Origin of the sequence: Frankia sp. AgB32, assembly GCF_023243045.1 — a bacterium.
Taxonomy (GTDB): domain Bacteria; phylum Actinomycetota; class Actinomycetes; order Frankiales; family Frankiaceae; genus Frankia.
In genome coordinates this window covers 1-12,467 of sequence record NZ_JALKFX010000097.1, presented here as the reverse complement: position 1 = coordinate 12,467, position 12,467 = coordinate 1, and the positions used below count along the sequence as shown (strand labels likewise).

Sequence of the window (12,467 nt, the reverse complement as noted above, 5' to 3'; positions counted from 1 at the left end):
CCACCTTTCGCGGCGCGTACCGCCGCGGGAGAACTAGAAAGTGATCTTGCGGTGGTCCCAGGAGGCGACCTTGTCCGGCGTCAGGCGCAGCCAGGCGTGCCGGCCGTCGTGGTACATCGAGCCGTCCGGGTTGGCGACGTACTTGCCGGCGAACAGCCGCTCCGGCGTGGCCAGCTCCGGGTTGTCCTCTTTCCCGGTACGCGGGTTCTCGCCGACGGCCTCGAACCGGCCGCGCAGCTCGACGCCGCGCAGCTCGTTGAACTCACCGTCGATGTCGACGACGACCGCGGCCCGCGGGTCCCGGGCGATGTCCGCCCACCGCTGGCTGTTCACGATCGAGTACAGCCACAGCGAGGTGCCGTCCCAGACGTACCAGAGCGGGCTGATGTGCGGGGCGCCGCTGCCGGTGAGGGTGGCGACGCGGCAGGTCCGCGCCTCGGTGAGCAGCGCGTCGACCTCCTCGACCGTGAGGGCGATTTTCCGCCTCCGCTGCTGGGTTTCGATCAGCTCGGGCCGCATGCCGCTCCGCCTTCGTGCGTCGTGGTTCGTGGATGTCCGCGTGTTCGCGGGTGCCGCGTGTGCGTGGGGCCCCTGCCCGATATCGAATAGTCGATATCCTGGTGTCGTTCTTTCGACACCGTATGGTCGCCGCAGAGGAGGGTCAAGCTATGTCGACGGCCGGGCCGACCGCCAGCCGGACCGCCGGGCCGAGCACGACATCGCCGCCCACCGCGCGGGTCCTCGACGTGCTCGAACTGCTGGCGGGTCGGGCCGCCGAGCCGCCGCGGCTGCGCGATCTCGTCCGTGAGCTCGGCCTGACCCACGCGACCGCGCACGCGATCATGGCGACGCTCTGCGACCGTGGCTGGGCCGTGCGCGACGCGACGACGCGGACGTTCGCTCTCGGCCCCGCCCTGGGCGTGGCCGCCGCCAGGTCCGCGGCGCGCCGCTCCCGCCGGCAGACGGCCGCCGCGGCCGTCGTCCGCGCCTTCGCGAGCGAGCTCGGCTACCCGGCGGGCGTCACCGAACGCATCGGCGACGAACTGGTCATCACGACCTTCGACCTGGGCGTCTGCCAGATCGCCGACGTCGCCGCCGGCGACCGGCTGCCCTTCGCCGCGCCCTTCGGCGCCGCCTTCGCCGCCTGGGAGGACGGCGAGGGCCGCCGCGCCTGGCTGCAACGCGGCGCGGTCACCAGCCCCGGGCTCGCCGACCGGCTCGACGCGATGCTCACCGCCACCCGCGAACGCGGCTTCGGCATCGAGCGCCGCGGCCCCGCCACCTCGCAGGCGGCGCGGCTGATGGTCGCGTTGCGCGGCGACCCGCGGGCGGCGGCCATGCGCCGCACGGTCGACGGGCTGCTCACCGAGATCACCGCCCGCGGGTTCGAGACCGACGGCGAGGACGACGACGAACGGCGCGCCGTCACCTCCATCGCCGCCCCCGTGTTCGACTCCGGATCCGGACAGGTGACCATGACGGTGTCGGTCCACCCGATGCGGCCGATGTCCGCCGAGCGGGCCGACGCCCTCGGCCGGCGCCTCGTCGACGCGACCGCCGCCATCGGCGCCGCCGAACGAACCACCCCGGTCCCAACACAACCCGCCTAGATCGTGTCCGGCCCCTCTACGGGGCGATCCGGGACACCGACCCCTCCAGAGCGACCAGCGGGCAGCGCGGCCGGCTCCTCCGCATGGTCAAACCGGACCCTGAGCCCTCCAGAGCGACCGGTGGGTAGCGCAGCTGGCTCCTCTGCGTGGTCAAACCGGGCGCTGCCTGGCTCAGCTCAGGTCGGCGACCTTGCGCAGGAGCAGGGCGCGTTCGCGGTCGTTGCGGCACAGCCGGGCCGCCAGCTCCAGCTCGGTGCGGGCCTGCGCGGTGCGGCCGAGCCTGGCGAGCAGCTCGCCGCGCACGCTCGGCACCAGGTGCGAGCCGGCGAGGCGGCCCGCGGCGGCCAGCTCGTCGACCATCGCCAACGCCGGCAGCGGACCCTGTGCCATCGCGACGGCGACGGCCCGGTTGAGCTCGACGACCGGGTTGGGCGCCACCCGGCCGAGCGCCTCGTAGAGCAGCACGATCCGTTCCCAGTCGGTCGCCGCGACCGACGGCGCCGCCGCGTGGCAGGCCGCGATCGCCGCCTGCAGGCCGTACGGCCCGAGCCCGCGCCCCAGCGACGCCGCCCGGTCGAGGGCCCCCTGGCCGCGACGGATCGCCGAGCGGTCCCACCGGCGCCGATCCTGGTGCTCCAGGAGAACCAGCTCGCCGTCGGGGCCGGTGCGGGCGGGGAAGCGTGCCGCGGTGAGCTCACACAGCGCGAGCAGGCCGTGCGCCTCGGGTTCGGTGGGCACCAGGGCGACCACCATCCGGGCCAGCCGGATCGCCTCGTGGGCGAGGTCGGGCCGCAGCAGATCGGCGCCGGCCGTGGCCGTCGAACCCTCCGTGAAGATCACGTACAGGACGCTGAGGACCGCGCCGAGCCGGGCGCGGCGCTCGTGTGTCGGCGGCAGCTCGAACGGCACGCCCGCCGCGGCGATCGTCTTCTTCGCCCGGGTGATCCGTGCCTGGACCGTCGGGACCGGCACGAGGAACGCCCGGGCGATCTCCTCGCTGGACAGCCCGCCGACCGCGCGCAGCGTCAGCGCCACCCGGGCCTCGGGGGAGAGCACGGGATGGCAGGCCACGAAGATCAGCGCGAGGATGTCGTCGTCGATCCGGTCGGGGTCCCACGGCAGGTCGCCGTCGCCCGCGGCCGCCACCGCGGGCGCGCCCGAGCTGGCCCCGCCCTCGGGCAGCTGGCTGGCGAGCGCGGTGTACCGCTCGTCGAGGGCGGCGCGGCGGCGGAAGCCGTCGATGGCGCGCCGCCGCGCGGTGGTCAGCAGCCAGCCCGTCGGGTTCGCCGGCGTGCCCTCGCGCGGCCAGGCCACCAGCGCCTCGGCGACCGCCTCCTGGGCGACATCCTCGGCGAGGGCGAAGTCCCCGGTGTACCGGGCGAGCGCTCCGACGATCCGGGCCGAGGACATCCGCCACACCGCCTCGACGGTGCGCCGCACCGCCGCGGCATCGCCGTCCCCACCCAGGCCGTCGGGGGAGTGCATCAGAGCTGGCCGGTGCGCTCGCGCCAGCCGCGCTCCTTGATGACCCACTCGTTGTCCTGGGGGAACTCGTCGATGCTCGGCACCCGGCGCAGCTCGCACTTCGAGCCGGGCAGCGCCGGCATCCGCCGGGCCCACTCGATCGCCTCCTCCTTCGAGGGCACCTCGATGAGGTAGAAGCCGCCGAACAGCTCCCGGGTCTCGCCGTACGGGCCGTCGGTGACGACCGGCGTCTCGCCCTCGTAGTCGATGACGGCACCGTTGGCCGGGTCGTCGAGCCCCTCGGCCGCGACCAGCACGCCCGCGCTGATCAGCTCCTCGTTGAAGCGGCCGACCTTGTCGAGCATCTCCTCGAAGGGCGTCGCCATCATCGTCTTCAGGGACTCGTCGGTGTTCCGCATGATCAGCATGAACTTCGCCATCGCTGGACTCCTGTCGTCTGCCTCGCGGGTCGCCTCTCGACCCTTCCACGCACAGGTCGAACGGCACGAGGGCGCATCGACAGCGGCCGCGAAAAAATCTTGGAAACCTGTCCGGCCCGCGATGGACGGGCGGCCCCGGGTACGGTCCCGTCCTGGTCGAGGAGCCCGTGACGGTGGCCGACATCGGGCCGGCGGACGACGTCGGGCCGGCGGACGACAGGGAGGCCGGCCCGGCGGGCGCCGCCACCGCCGGCGGCGGGTCGTCGGTGAAGACGGTGCGGGCCGTGCGCGCCGCCGGGGCGAGCCGGTGTCCCGGCTGCCCGCGGCCCCCTTGCGGCGATGAAGGCCGGCGACGGGGAGGGCTTCCGCGGCTTTCTGGGAGGCCGCGGTCCGCGCGGAGCTGCGCGTCGACCCGACCCTGCTCCAGGACGGCCACGCCACCTGAGCTAGGGCGGGCTTGACGAGGTCGCGCGACCGAAGCCGCAATCCAGCCCGCCCTCGACGGATGTCGCGCCCGGGCCGGATGCCGGGCGCCTGCCGCGGTCACGCTCGCCCTGAGGGTTGCCGGCGGGGCGCGGTGCGCTCGGCAGGCGCGTGCGGGCTGGTGGGCGTCCGGAGTGTCGTTCGTGTGCCTTGACGGTGTACATCACGCGGTCGGCCTCGCGCAGGAGATCCTCGCTGGTGTCGATCGTTGGGCCGCTTCTGTCGGCGAGGGCGACGGCGGCGCCGACGGACAGGCCGATGTGCAGGCGCCGGCCGCCGAGGTCGAACACGGGATGCATGACCTCGACGATGCGGCGGGCGGTGAGGTCGCTGATGGTCGTCAGGTCGTCGCCCTCGCGCAGGAGGACGGCGAACTCGTCGCCGCCGAGTCGGGCGACGAGGTCGTGGTGGCGGACGGCGCCGCGTAGGCGGCCGGCGACGGCGCGCAGGAGTTCGTCGCCGACGGCGTGGCCGTGGGTGTCGTTGACGCGTTTGAAGGCGTCGACGTCGCAGTAGAGCAGGGCGAGACCGGCGCCGTTGGTCTGGTGTGCGGTGAAGGCGGCGTCGAGCTCGTCGGTGAACAACGCGCGGTTGGCCAGGCCGGTGAGGGAGTCGTGGGTCGCCTGGTGGCGTAACCGCCGCTGGGAGGCCTGGACTTGGACGAGCAGCCGGGCGTTCTGACCGATCATGACGACCTGGCGGACGGTGACGAGGATCGCGAGCGCGACGGCGAGCTGCAGGGTCACGCCACCGATGGCCTCGCCGCGCACCGCCCGGGGCACGACCAGGACGGCCGCCACCCCGAAGGGCAGGTAGGGCAGGCACTGATGGGCCCAGTGCAGCAGCGTCTCGGTGCGTTCCGAGCGTTCCCGGCGGCGTCCCGGCTGCGGTGGTGCGATCATGGCGAGCCCGACCAGCAACGGAGCGATCGTCAGCCCACCGACGGTGAGGATCGCCTGGTTGACCGGGTTCGGCCCGTTCTGGATCGCGTGGACGATCGCGGCCTCCGCCGCGGTGATCAGAGCCATCCCGGCGGTCAGCAGGGCCATGGCGCGGCCGTTGCGCGGCCGGCGGAAGGTCAGCACCAGGATCAGGCCGACGACGGTCGCCGTCCCGCCGAGGGAGTGGGTGACCGCGAGAACGAGCCGCAGGCCGTGGATCCGCGCGGTCGACTCGTGCAGCAGCCCGACCCACGCGATCAGCATCATCGACACCACGATCAGCAGGATGTCGATGAGGACCACCGCGTCGCTGCGGATCCGCGCGCCGAGTTCCCCCACCGCGGGTGGTGCGCGGGAGTCGCGGGCCGACTCGCTGGGATAGGCCACCAGCGCCAGCAGCGCGAGGGTGAGGGAGACGATGTGCGCCGCGTCCGCCGGCCGCGGGCCCTGGGTGGCGTAGCCGCCGATGATGCCGAGGTAGAGCAGGCTCCACTCGAACGCGCCGATGAAGGTCCCGATCATGCCGGGTGCCATCAGCACCCGCCAGAGCCGTTCGCCGGCGGGTGCGCGGGCGAGGCCGACGACGACGAGCACGACCGCCGTCGCGCTGCCGAGCAGCGTGGGCACCGTCCGGGCGATCTCCGCGGCCGTACCGGCCAGCGTCTGGCGCAGCACCATGGCCACGGCGAACGCCACCGTGATCACCACAACCAGCCGCCGGAAGGTGGACTCGCTGACGGGGTCCCGTGACGCGGGGGTGGTCCGGCCGCCGCGCGGGGGCGTACGGGAGGGACTGGACGGCCCACCCGTCCCGATTACCCGCACGATCCATCGCCTCCCGCCCCGATTTCTTCCCTCTTACCTGCGGTTTGGCACCTCCGCACCGCTGCGAGGTCCGCCGCTGCGAGGTCCGCCGACGCGGGACCCGGTTGGCCGAGGCCGCTCAGGTGCTGGCGCGCCGGACGAGCGTCATGGTGATGCCACCTGTCCACCGCGGCCGCGGCCCGTCGCCGACCCGGTACAGGGCGAACTCGGCGAACCGGCGGCCGAGGTCATCGACGTCGAGCCGCACGGTCGACGGCGCCGGCATGAACATGCGGGCGATCGGGGCGTCGTCGTTGCCGACGACCGCCAGGTCCGCGGGGACCCGCAGTCCCGCGCGCACCGAGGCGCTCACCACGTCGGCGGCGGCATCGTCGTTGAAGGCGACGACCGCGGTGATCCCGTCGCGGTGCCAGCGGCGCACCGCCCTCGTCGGTGGAGGGCCCCTGATAGTCGAGGCGGCGCAGCTCCGGCGGCTCCAGGCCGAGGGACCTCGTCCGGTCGCACGCCGCCCGGTGGCGCTGCGCAGCCGGCGGGATGGTCCCGGGAGCGAGCTCGTGGAGATGCTCCACCTGGAGCTTCGGCGCGGAGTGCTCACCCAGGGAGACGAAGGCGTCCCCGCGGTCCGGGTCCGGGAAGATCGCGCCCACTCCGCAGGCGGCCATGGACGCGAGGTCCGCCGGGTCGAACGGCGTGGCACTGACGAGCAGGTCGGGGACCAGCGACTCCCACAGCGGTCGGGCGCTGCCCCCGGTCTGCGGGAGTAGGTCACGAGCGAGTAGCCGGCCCGCTCCAGCAGGGGCGAGGCCACGGTGATGAAGTCGTGGAAGCGGTACTCGACCGGCGCGTCGGGCACCACCAGCAGGATGATCCGGCTGCGCCCGCTGGCCAGCGCCCGGGCGGGCCCGTTCGGCCGGTAGCCCAGCCGGGTGGCCGCCTCGCTCACCCGCTCACGGGTTGCCGACGAGATCGTCTGCCCCGGTGTGTTGGCGCCCGCAGGTGATTCCAGCATGCCCCGTGCGCGTGCCGCGCTCGGCCGGGCGGCACCATTGCTGTCGCGGCCGGCCCCGGGGCTTCGCTCGACGCGGCCAGGCCCGTCGCGGCAGGGTGGGACCATGACGGAAACGGACATCGAGCCGCTGCACATCGCGTACTCCGACCAGGCGATCGCGGACCTGCGCGAGCGGCTGCGGCGGACGCGCTGGGCAGGCCCGGCACCGGTGACGGACTGGTCGCAGGGCGTGCCGCTGGCGTATCTGCGGGAGCTGTGCGGCTACTGGTCGGACGGCTACGACTTCGCGGCGGCGCAGGCCCGGCTGAACGCGGTGCCGCACTTCCGGACGAACCTCGACGGCCTCGGGGTGCATTTCATCCATGTCCGGTCGCCGCACCCGGCCGCGCTGCCGTTGGTGCTGACCCATGGCTGGCCGGGTTCGGTGGTCGAGTTCCTCGGGGTGATCGACGCACTGACGGACCCGGCGGACCCCCGGGACGCGTTCGACGTCGTCATCCCGTCGCTGCCGGGCTATGGATGGAGTGACACGCCGGCCGAGACGGGCTGGGGGGTGGCGCGGATCGCCCGCGCCTGGGATGAGCTGATGGGCCGGCTGGGCTACGACCGGTATGGCGCGCAGGGCGGTGACTGGGGCGCGATGGTGACAACGAGCCTCGGCCGGCAGCGGCCCGACCGGGTGGTCGGCCTGCACGTCAACATGCCGATCGTGCCCTTCGGTCAGGTGCCGATGACCGACCTCACCGCCAGTGAGCAGTCCGCTCTGGCCCGCGCGGGCGAGTACGCGACGTCGGGCATGGGCTACTCGTCCCAGCAGTCCACCCGTCCGCAGACCCTCGGCTACGGCCTCGCCGACTCGCCCGCCGGGCAGTGCGCCTGGATCCTGGAGAAGTTCCGGGAATGGACCGACTGCGACGGCCATCCGGAGAAGGCCCTGACCCGCGACCAGATGCTCGACGACATCTCGGTCTACTGGTTCACCGGCACGGCGACGTCCTCCGCCCGGCTGTACTGGGAGAGCTTCCGCGACGTCGACACCGGCGAGGTCGCCGTGCCGTCCGGGGTCTCGGTGTTCCCGCAGGAACTGTTCCGGGCGTCGCGGCGCTGGGCCGAGATCCGCTTCACCGACCTGCGCTGGTTCGGCGAACCCGCCCGCGGCGGGCACTTCGCCGCCTTCGAGCAGCCCGCCGCCTTCGTCGAGGAGGTCCGCGGCTTCTTCCGACACGTCCGCTGACGCCGCGGGCGGACGCCCTAGACTCGGCTGGCATGTCGGACACCGGCGCCGCGGCCCCCGCTTTGCACGTGGGCTGCGCGATGTGGGCGCACAAGTCCTGGCAGGGGCGGTTCGTGGCGCCCGCGCTGCCCGCGCACGAGCGGCTGCGCGGCTACGCGGGCTGGTGCAACGCCGTCGAGGGCAACACGACCTTCTACGCGACCCCGGCCCGGGAGACGGTGGCGTCATGGGCCGGCCAGACCGACCCGGACTTCCGGTTCGTGATCAAGCTGCCGAAGGTCGTCACGCACGAGCGGCGGCTGACCGACGTCGACGTGGAGATGCGGGCCTTCCTCAGCGCGACGGAGCCACTCGGCCCGCGCCTCGGTGCCCTGTGGATCCAGTTGCCGGGCTCGTTCGCCCCGGCCGACGTCGGCGGGCTCGCTCGCTTCCTGCGCCGGCTGCCCCGGGCCCAGCGCTGCGCCGTCGAGGTCCGCCACCCGGCGTTCTTCACCGACCCGTGGGCCGCGCGGCTCCTGGCGCAGGCGCTGGAGACCGTCGACGCCGAGTGGATCCCGTTCGACACCACCGCGTTCTTCCGTAGCCCGCCGGAGAGCGACGCCGAACGGGACGCCTGGGCGAAGAAGCCGCGGATGCCGCTGCGCACGACCGCACTGACCGACCGGCCGATCGTGCGCTACCTGGGCCGGGACGACGCCGAGCGGACGGTCGAGGGCTGGCGGCGCTGGGTCGACGTCACCGCCGCGTGGCTGCGCGAGGGCCGGTCACCGACCCTGTTCGTGCACACCCCGGACAACGCCGACGCGCCGCAGCTCGCCCGCCGGTTCCACGGCGAGGTCCGGGCCCTGGTGCCCGGCCTCGCCGCGTTGCCCGAGCCGATCCCGGCCGAGCCCCTCACCCTGTTCTGAGGTTCGGCCTGTTCTGAGGTTCGGTGTTCCGACGCCGCAACCAGGTCCGTCTACGCGGGCTGGGCGACGCGGTCCGCGCCCGCCCGCAGCGCGGGGATGAGCTCCCGGCCCCAGTGCACGACGTCGTCGTAGGGGTCGAAGCCGCGGATGAGGAACGTGTCGACGCCGATCTCGTGGTACCGCAGCAGCGCGTCGGCCACCTGCTGGGCGGTGCCGACATGCCCGGAGGAGTTGCCACCCGGACCGGTCAGCGCGGTCACGCCGAACCAGAGCCGGTCGTCGTACACCTGCTGGCGGGCCGCCACCTCCTGCATCCGGGCGGAGGACACCGACGCGGACATCCCGGGGAACAGGCCGCGGCCCTGCGCCGCCGCGTCCACGCGGCGGCGGGTCTCGGCCGCGATGGCCTCGGCCCGGTCCCAGGCGGCTTCCTCGGTGTCGGCGATGATCGGCCGGGTCGACAGGCTGAACCGCAGGGTCCGCCCGTGCTTCGCCGCCTCGGCCCGCAGCAGCGCGATCCGCTCGGCGGTCTGTGCCAGCGGCTCGCCGAACAGCATGTAGGTGTCGGCGTGCTCGGCGCCGACCGCGACGGCGGCGTCCGACTGCCCGCCGAAGAACAGCGGGATGCCGGCGGGGGTGGCGGGCTTGACCGAGCTGAACGCGCCCTCGAACCGGTAGAACCGGCCCTCGTGGTCGAACGGCGCGTCGGAGGTCAGGACCCGGCGCAGCACCGCCATGAACTCGGCGGTGCGGGCATAGCGGGTGTCGTGGTCGGCGAAGTCGCCGTCGCGGCGCTGGTCGGCGTCGCTGCCCCCGGAGATGTGGTGGATGGCGACCCGGCCGCCGCCGCTGAGCTGGTCGAGCGTGGCGAGCTTGCGGGCGACCAGCGTCGGCACCGAGAACCCCGGCCGGTGCGCGATGAGAACGCCGAGCCGCTCGGCGTGGGCGAGGACGTGGCCGGCGACGGCGAAACCGTCGGGCTGGGTGGCGCCGTAGCCGATGAGCACCCGGTCGAACCCGGCCTCGTCGTGGGCCTTCGCGAACCGGGTCAGGTAGGGCGTGTCGACGGCGGGCCCGTCGAAGTAGGAGCCCCGGGTCTCCGAGGCCTCCTTGGTGCCCACCATGCCGAGAACTTCAAGGGACATGTGCGCGAACCTTCCCTGGCGCTGGAACGTGACGGGAACCGCGGCGAGAGCCGGGCGAACCTCAGACGGACACCGGCTGCCGCTCGGCGGTCTGCTCGCGGACGAGCCGGATGAGCGTTCCGTAGTCGCGGGCGTCCGCGACCGGGTCGAAACCGCGGATGAGCAGGGTGGACACGCCGACGCCCACGTAGTCGACGAGGGACTCGGCGACCTGCTCGTAGCTGCCGACCAGGGCGGTCGAGTTGCCCGCGGCACCGGTGGCCTTCGCGATCGCGGTCCACAGGCGCTTGTCGTGGACGTCGCCCTCGGCGGCGTACTTCAGCAGGCGCTGGGAGCCGACCTGCGCGGCGCCGTCGATGCCGAACACCTTCTTGACCTCGCCGACCCGCTCCCGGGTGAGCTCGAGGATCTCGGCGGCCCGGTCCCAGGCGGCCTGCTCGGTCTCGGCCGGGATGGGCCGCAGGCTCACGCTGAAGCGCGGGTCGCGCCCGGTCGGCGCCGCCGCCCGGACCTGCGCGATCCGCTCGGCGATCCCGGCCAGCGGCTCGCCCCAGAAGGCGTACACGTCGGCATGTTTCGCGCCGACCCGGACCGCGTCCGTCGACGCGCCGCCGAAGTAGATCGGGATGCGTCCCGCCGGCGGGCGCACCGACGACCAGCCGGCGCGCACCTGGTAGAACTCGCCGTCGTAGTCGAACGGCGTCGCGGACTCCCACTCCCGGCGCAGCACGTCGAGGAACTCGTCGGTGCGGCGGTAGCGGGTCACCTTGTCGGTGAGGTCGCCGTCGCGGGCCTGATCCGTGTCGTCCCCGCCAGTGATCACGTGCAGGGCGATCCGGCCGGGGTGGAAGGCGTCGAGCGTGGCGAACGAGCGCGCGGCGATGGTCGGCGCGACGAACCCGGGGCGGTGCGCCAGCAGCACCTTCAGCGTCGTCGTGCGGGAGAGGATCTGGTCGGCGGTGACGAAGCCGTCCGGCATCGCGGAGCTGTGCGCGACGAGCACCCGGTCGAACCCGGCGTCCTCGTGCGTGTGGATCAGCCGGTCGAGGTAGTCGGAGTCGACGGCCCGCTCGGCGAAGCCCTGCGCCTCGCTGCCCGCGGCCGTGTGGGCGATCCCGATGAATTCGATGCTCATGCTGCTGGGTCCTTTCGGGAGACGGCGGCCTTTCGGGAGACGGCGGCCTGTGGGGAGACGGCGGCCTGTGGGGTGGTGGCGGCGAGCTCGTCCGGCCAGGTCTCGGCGTGGTGGCAGGCCACGGTCCACGCGCCGGCTGCCCGGCCGGTGAGAGCGCGCTGCGGTGGGGTCTCGACGCAGGCGTCGGTGGCGAAGCGGCACCGGTGGGCGAAGCCGCAGCTGGCCGGCTGGCTCGCCACGGCTGCGGCCGTGGCCGCGCTGTCGCCGGCCAGGCGCAACCGGGCCGCGGCGTGGCGATCCCGGCCGTGGATGTCCGGCGCGGACGCGAGGAGCAGCGCGGTGTACGGGTGCCGCGGCCGGGCGAAGACCTCCTCGATCGGCCCGTCCTCGACCACCCGCCCCCGGTAGAGCACGACCACCCGGTCGGCGATCCCGGCCAGCGTGCTGAGGTCGTGGGAGATCACCACGATGCCGACGGACAGCCGGCGCCGCAGCTCGTCGAGCAGCAGCAGGATGTGGTTGCGGTTGGACGCGTCGAGCGCGCTGACCGGCTCGTCGCAGAGCAGCAGCCGGGGGTCGGAGACGACGGCACGGGCGATGGAGGCCCGCTGGCGCTGGCCGCCGGAGATCTGCGCGGGGTACCGGTCGGCCACCGCCGGGTCGAGGCCGACCTGGCGCAGTGCGGCCGCCACCCGTTCCGCCCGCTGCGCGCGGGTCCCCGTGCCGGCGATCGCCAGGCCCTCCCGGAGGCTGGCCCCGACGGTGAGCGCCGGGTCCAGGGACCGCAGCGGGTCCTGGAAGACGAACTGGATGGCGCCGGAGCGCCGCAGTCGTCGCCGCGCCCGCCCGCGCAGGCCGGTGATGTCCTGGCCGTCGAGGTGGACCTGGCCGCGGTCCGGGGCGTTGAGACCGGCGACGGCCCGGGCCAGCGTCGTCTTGCCGGAGCCGGTCTCGCCGACGATCCCGACGATCTCCCCGGCCGACACGGTGAGCCCCACGTCCGTCAGGACCCGAACCCGCCGACCGCCGCCGGGCCGGGCGAACGACACCCCCAGCCCCTCGACCCGCAGGAGCTCGGCCGACGGAGCTGACGCGGCCGGCGCGGGGACGGCGTCGGTCTGGTGTGCAGAGGTCTGGTGTGCAGAGGTCTGGACGGGGGGCGGGGGGGGGGGCGGCGGGGGGGGGGGGCGGCGGCGGCCGCGGCGGCCGCGGCGCGGAACCGGGACACGAGAGTGAGGTTGAGGATGTTGCGGTGCGACAACGTGGCGCCCTT

At 74.0% G+C, this 12,467-nt stretch carries 11 protein-coding genes; 3 read left to right on the top strand and 8 right to left on the bottom strand.

Going from position 1 to position 12,467, the window contains the following annotated elements; translation table 11 throughout:
• Window positions 1-33 precede the first annotated feature (33 nt).
• Window positions 34-519: a pyridoxamine 5'-phosphate oxidase family protein gene (locus MXD60_RS22420; protein ID WP_248821310.1), complete on the bottom strand. Its 486-nt coding sequence runs from the start codon at window positions 517-519 to the stop codon at window positions 34-36.
• A gap of 149 nt (window positions 520-668) precedes the next feature.
• On the opposite strand from MXD60_RS22420, the gene MXD60_RS22415 reads away from it, so the two are divergent.
• On the top strand, window positions 669-1,610 hold the full coding sequence (locus MXD60_RS22415) for a helix-turn-helix domain-containing protein (protein WP_248821309.1): 942 nt from the start codon (window positions 669-671) through the stop codon (window positions 1,608-1,610).
• 171 nt (window positions 1,611-1,781) lie between these two features.
• Here the strand turns inward: MXD60_RS22415 and MXD60_RS22410 are convergent, their stop codons facing one another.
• The 4 genes from MXD60_RS22410 to MXD60_RS30470 form a co-directional block, all read right to left on the bottom strand.
• On the bottom strand, window positions 1,782-3,095 hold the full coding sequence (locus tag MXD60_RS22410; protein ID WP_248821308.1) for an RNA polymerase sigma factor: 1,314 nt from the start codon (window positions 3,093-3,095) through the stop codon (window positions 1,782-1,784).
• A complete protein-coding gene (locus MXD60_RS22405) occupies window positions 3,095-3,514 on the bottom strand; it encodes a YciI family protein (protein WP_248821307.1) in 420 nt (139 codons plus the stop codon). The genes MXD60_RS22410 and MXD60_RS22405 overlap by 1 nt, the downstream gene beginning before the upstream one ends.
• Window positions 3,515-3,960: 446 nt before the next feature.
• Window positions 3,961-5,646, bottom strand: coding sequence for a diguanylate cyclase domain-containing protein (locus MXD60_RS29520; RefSeq protein ID WP_248821306.1), 1,686 nt, complete (start codon window positions 5,644-5,646; stop codon window positions 3,961-3,963).
• 235 nt (window positions 5,647-5,881) lie between these two features.
• Complete coding sequence (locus MXD60_RS30470; protein ID WP_248821328.1) at window positions 5,882-6,358, bottom strand: substrate-binding domain-containing protein; 477 nt, start codon at window positions 6,356-6,358, stop codon at window positions 5,882-5,884.
• A 517-nt stretch (window positions 6,359-6,875) separates the two neighbouring features.
• On the opposite strand from MXD60_RS30470, the gene MXD60_RS22390 reads away from it, so the two are divergent.
• Together MXD60_RS22390 and MXD60_RS22385 are read left to right on the top strand one after the other, a co-directional pair.
• On the top strand, window positions 6,876-8,006 hold the full coding sequence (locus MXD60_RS22390; RefSeq protein WP_248821305.1) for an epoxide hydrolase family protein: 1,131 nt from the start codon (window positions 6,876-6,878) through the stop codon (window positions 8,004-8,006).
• Window positions 8,007-8,038: 32 nt separating this feature from the next.
• Window positions 8,039-8,914, top strand: a complete 876-nt coding sequence (locus tag MXD60_RS22385; protein WP_368861268.1) for a DUF72 domain-containing protein — start codon at window positions 8,039-8,041, stop codon at window positions 8,912-8,914.
• 50 nt (window positions 8,915-8,964) lie between these two features.
• Here the strand turns inward: MXD60_RS22385 and MXD60_RS22380 are convergent, their stop codons facing one another.
• From MXD60_RS22380 to MXD60_RS22370, 3 genes are all read right to left on the bottom strand, one after another.
• Window positions 8,965-10,059, bottom strand: coding sequence for an LLM class flavin-dependent oxidoreductase (locus MXD60_RS22380; RefSeq protein WP_248821304.1), 1,095 nt, complete (start codon window positions 10,057-10,059; stop codon window positions 8,965-8,967).
• Window positions 10,060-10,120: 61 nt separating this feature from the next.
• The gene (locus tag MXD60_RS22375; RefSeq protein ID WP_248821303.1) at window positions 10,121-11,194 is read right to left on the bottom strand and encodes an LLM class flavin-dependent oxidoreductase; all 1,074 of its coding nucleotides are present in this window, start codon (window positions 11,192-11,194) and stop codon (window positions 10,121-10,123) included.
• Entirely contained in the window at window positions 11,191-12,243 is a 1,053-nt protein-coding gene (locus MXD60_RS22370; RefSeq protein WP_248821302.1) for an ABC transporter ATP-binding protein, read from the bottom strand. Before MXD60_RS22370 ends, MXD60_RS22375 begins: the two co-directional genes overlap by 4 nt.
• Window positions 12,244-12,467: the final 224 nt, after the last annotated feature.

Excerpts from the sequence above, each read along its gene's own strand:
- MXD60_RS22410 (WP_248821308.1), bottom strand. The coding sequence starts at position 3,095 with ATGCACTCCCCCGACGGCCTGGGTGGGGACGGCGATGCCGCGGCGGTG.
- MXD60_RS22415 (WP_248821309.1), top strand. The coding sequence starts at position 669 with ATGTCGACGGCCGGGCCGACCGCCAGCCGGACCGCCGGGCCGAGCACG.
- MXD60_RS22420 (WP_248821310.1), bottom strand. The coding sequence starts at position 519 with ATGCGGCCCGAGCTGATCGAAACCCAGCAGCGGAGGCGGAAAATCGCC.
- MXD60_RS22390 (WP_248821305.1), top strand. The coding sequence starts at position 6,876 with ATGACGGAAACGGACATCGAGCCGCTGCACATCGCGTACTCCGACCAG.
- MXD60_RS22405 (WP_248821307.1), bottom strand. The coding sequence starts at position 3,514 with ATGGCGAAGTTCATGCTGATCATGCGGAACACCGACGAGTCCCTGAAG.
- MXD60_RS22385 (WP_368861268.1), top strand. The coding sequence starts at position 8,039 with ATGTCGGACACCGGCGCCGCGGCCCCCGCTTTGCACGTGGGCTGCGCG.
- MXD60_RS22375 (WP_248821303.1), bottom strand. The coding sequence starts at position 11,194 with ATGAGCATCGAATTCATCGGGATCGCCCACACGGCCGCGGGCAGCGAG.
- MXD60_RS22380 (WP_248821304.1), bottom strand. The coding sequence starts at position 10,059 with ATGTCCCTTGAAGTTCTCGGCATGGTGGGCACCAAGGAGGCCTCGGAG.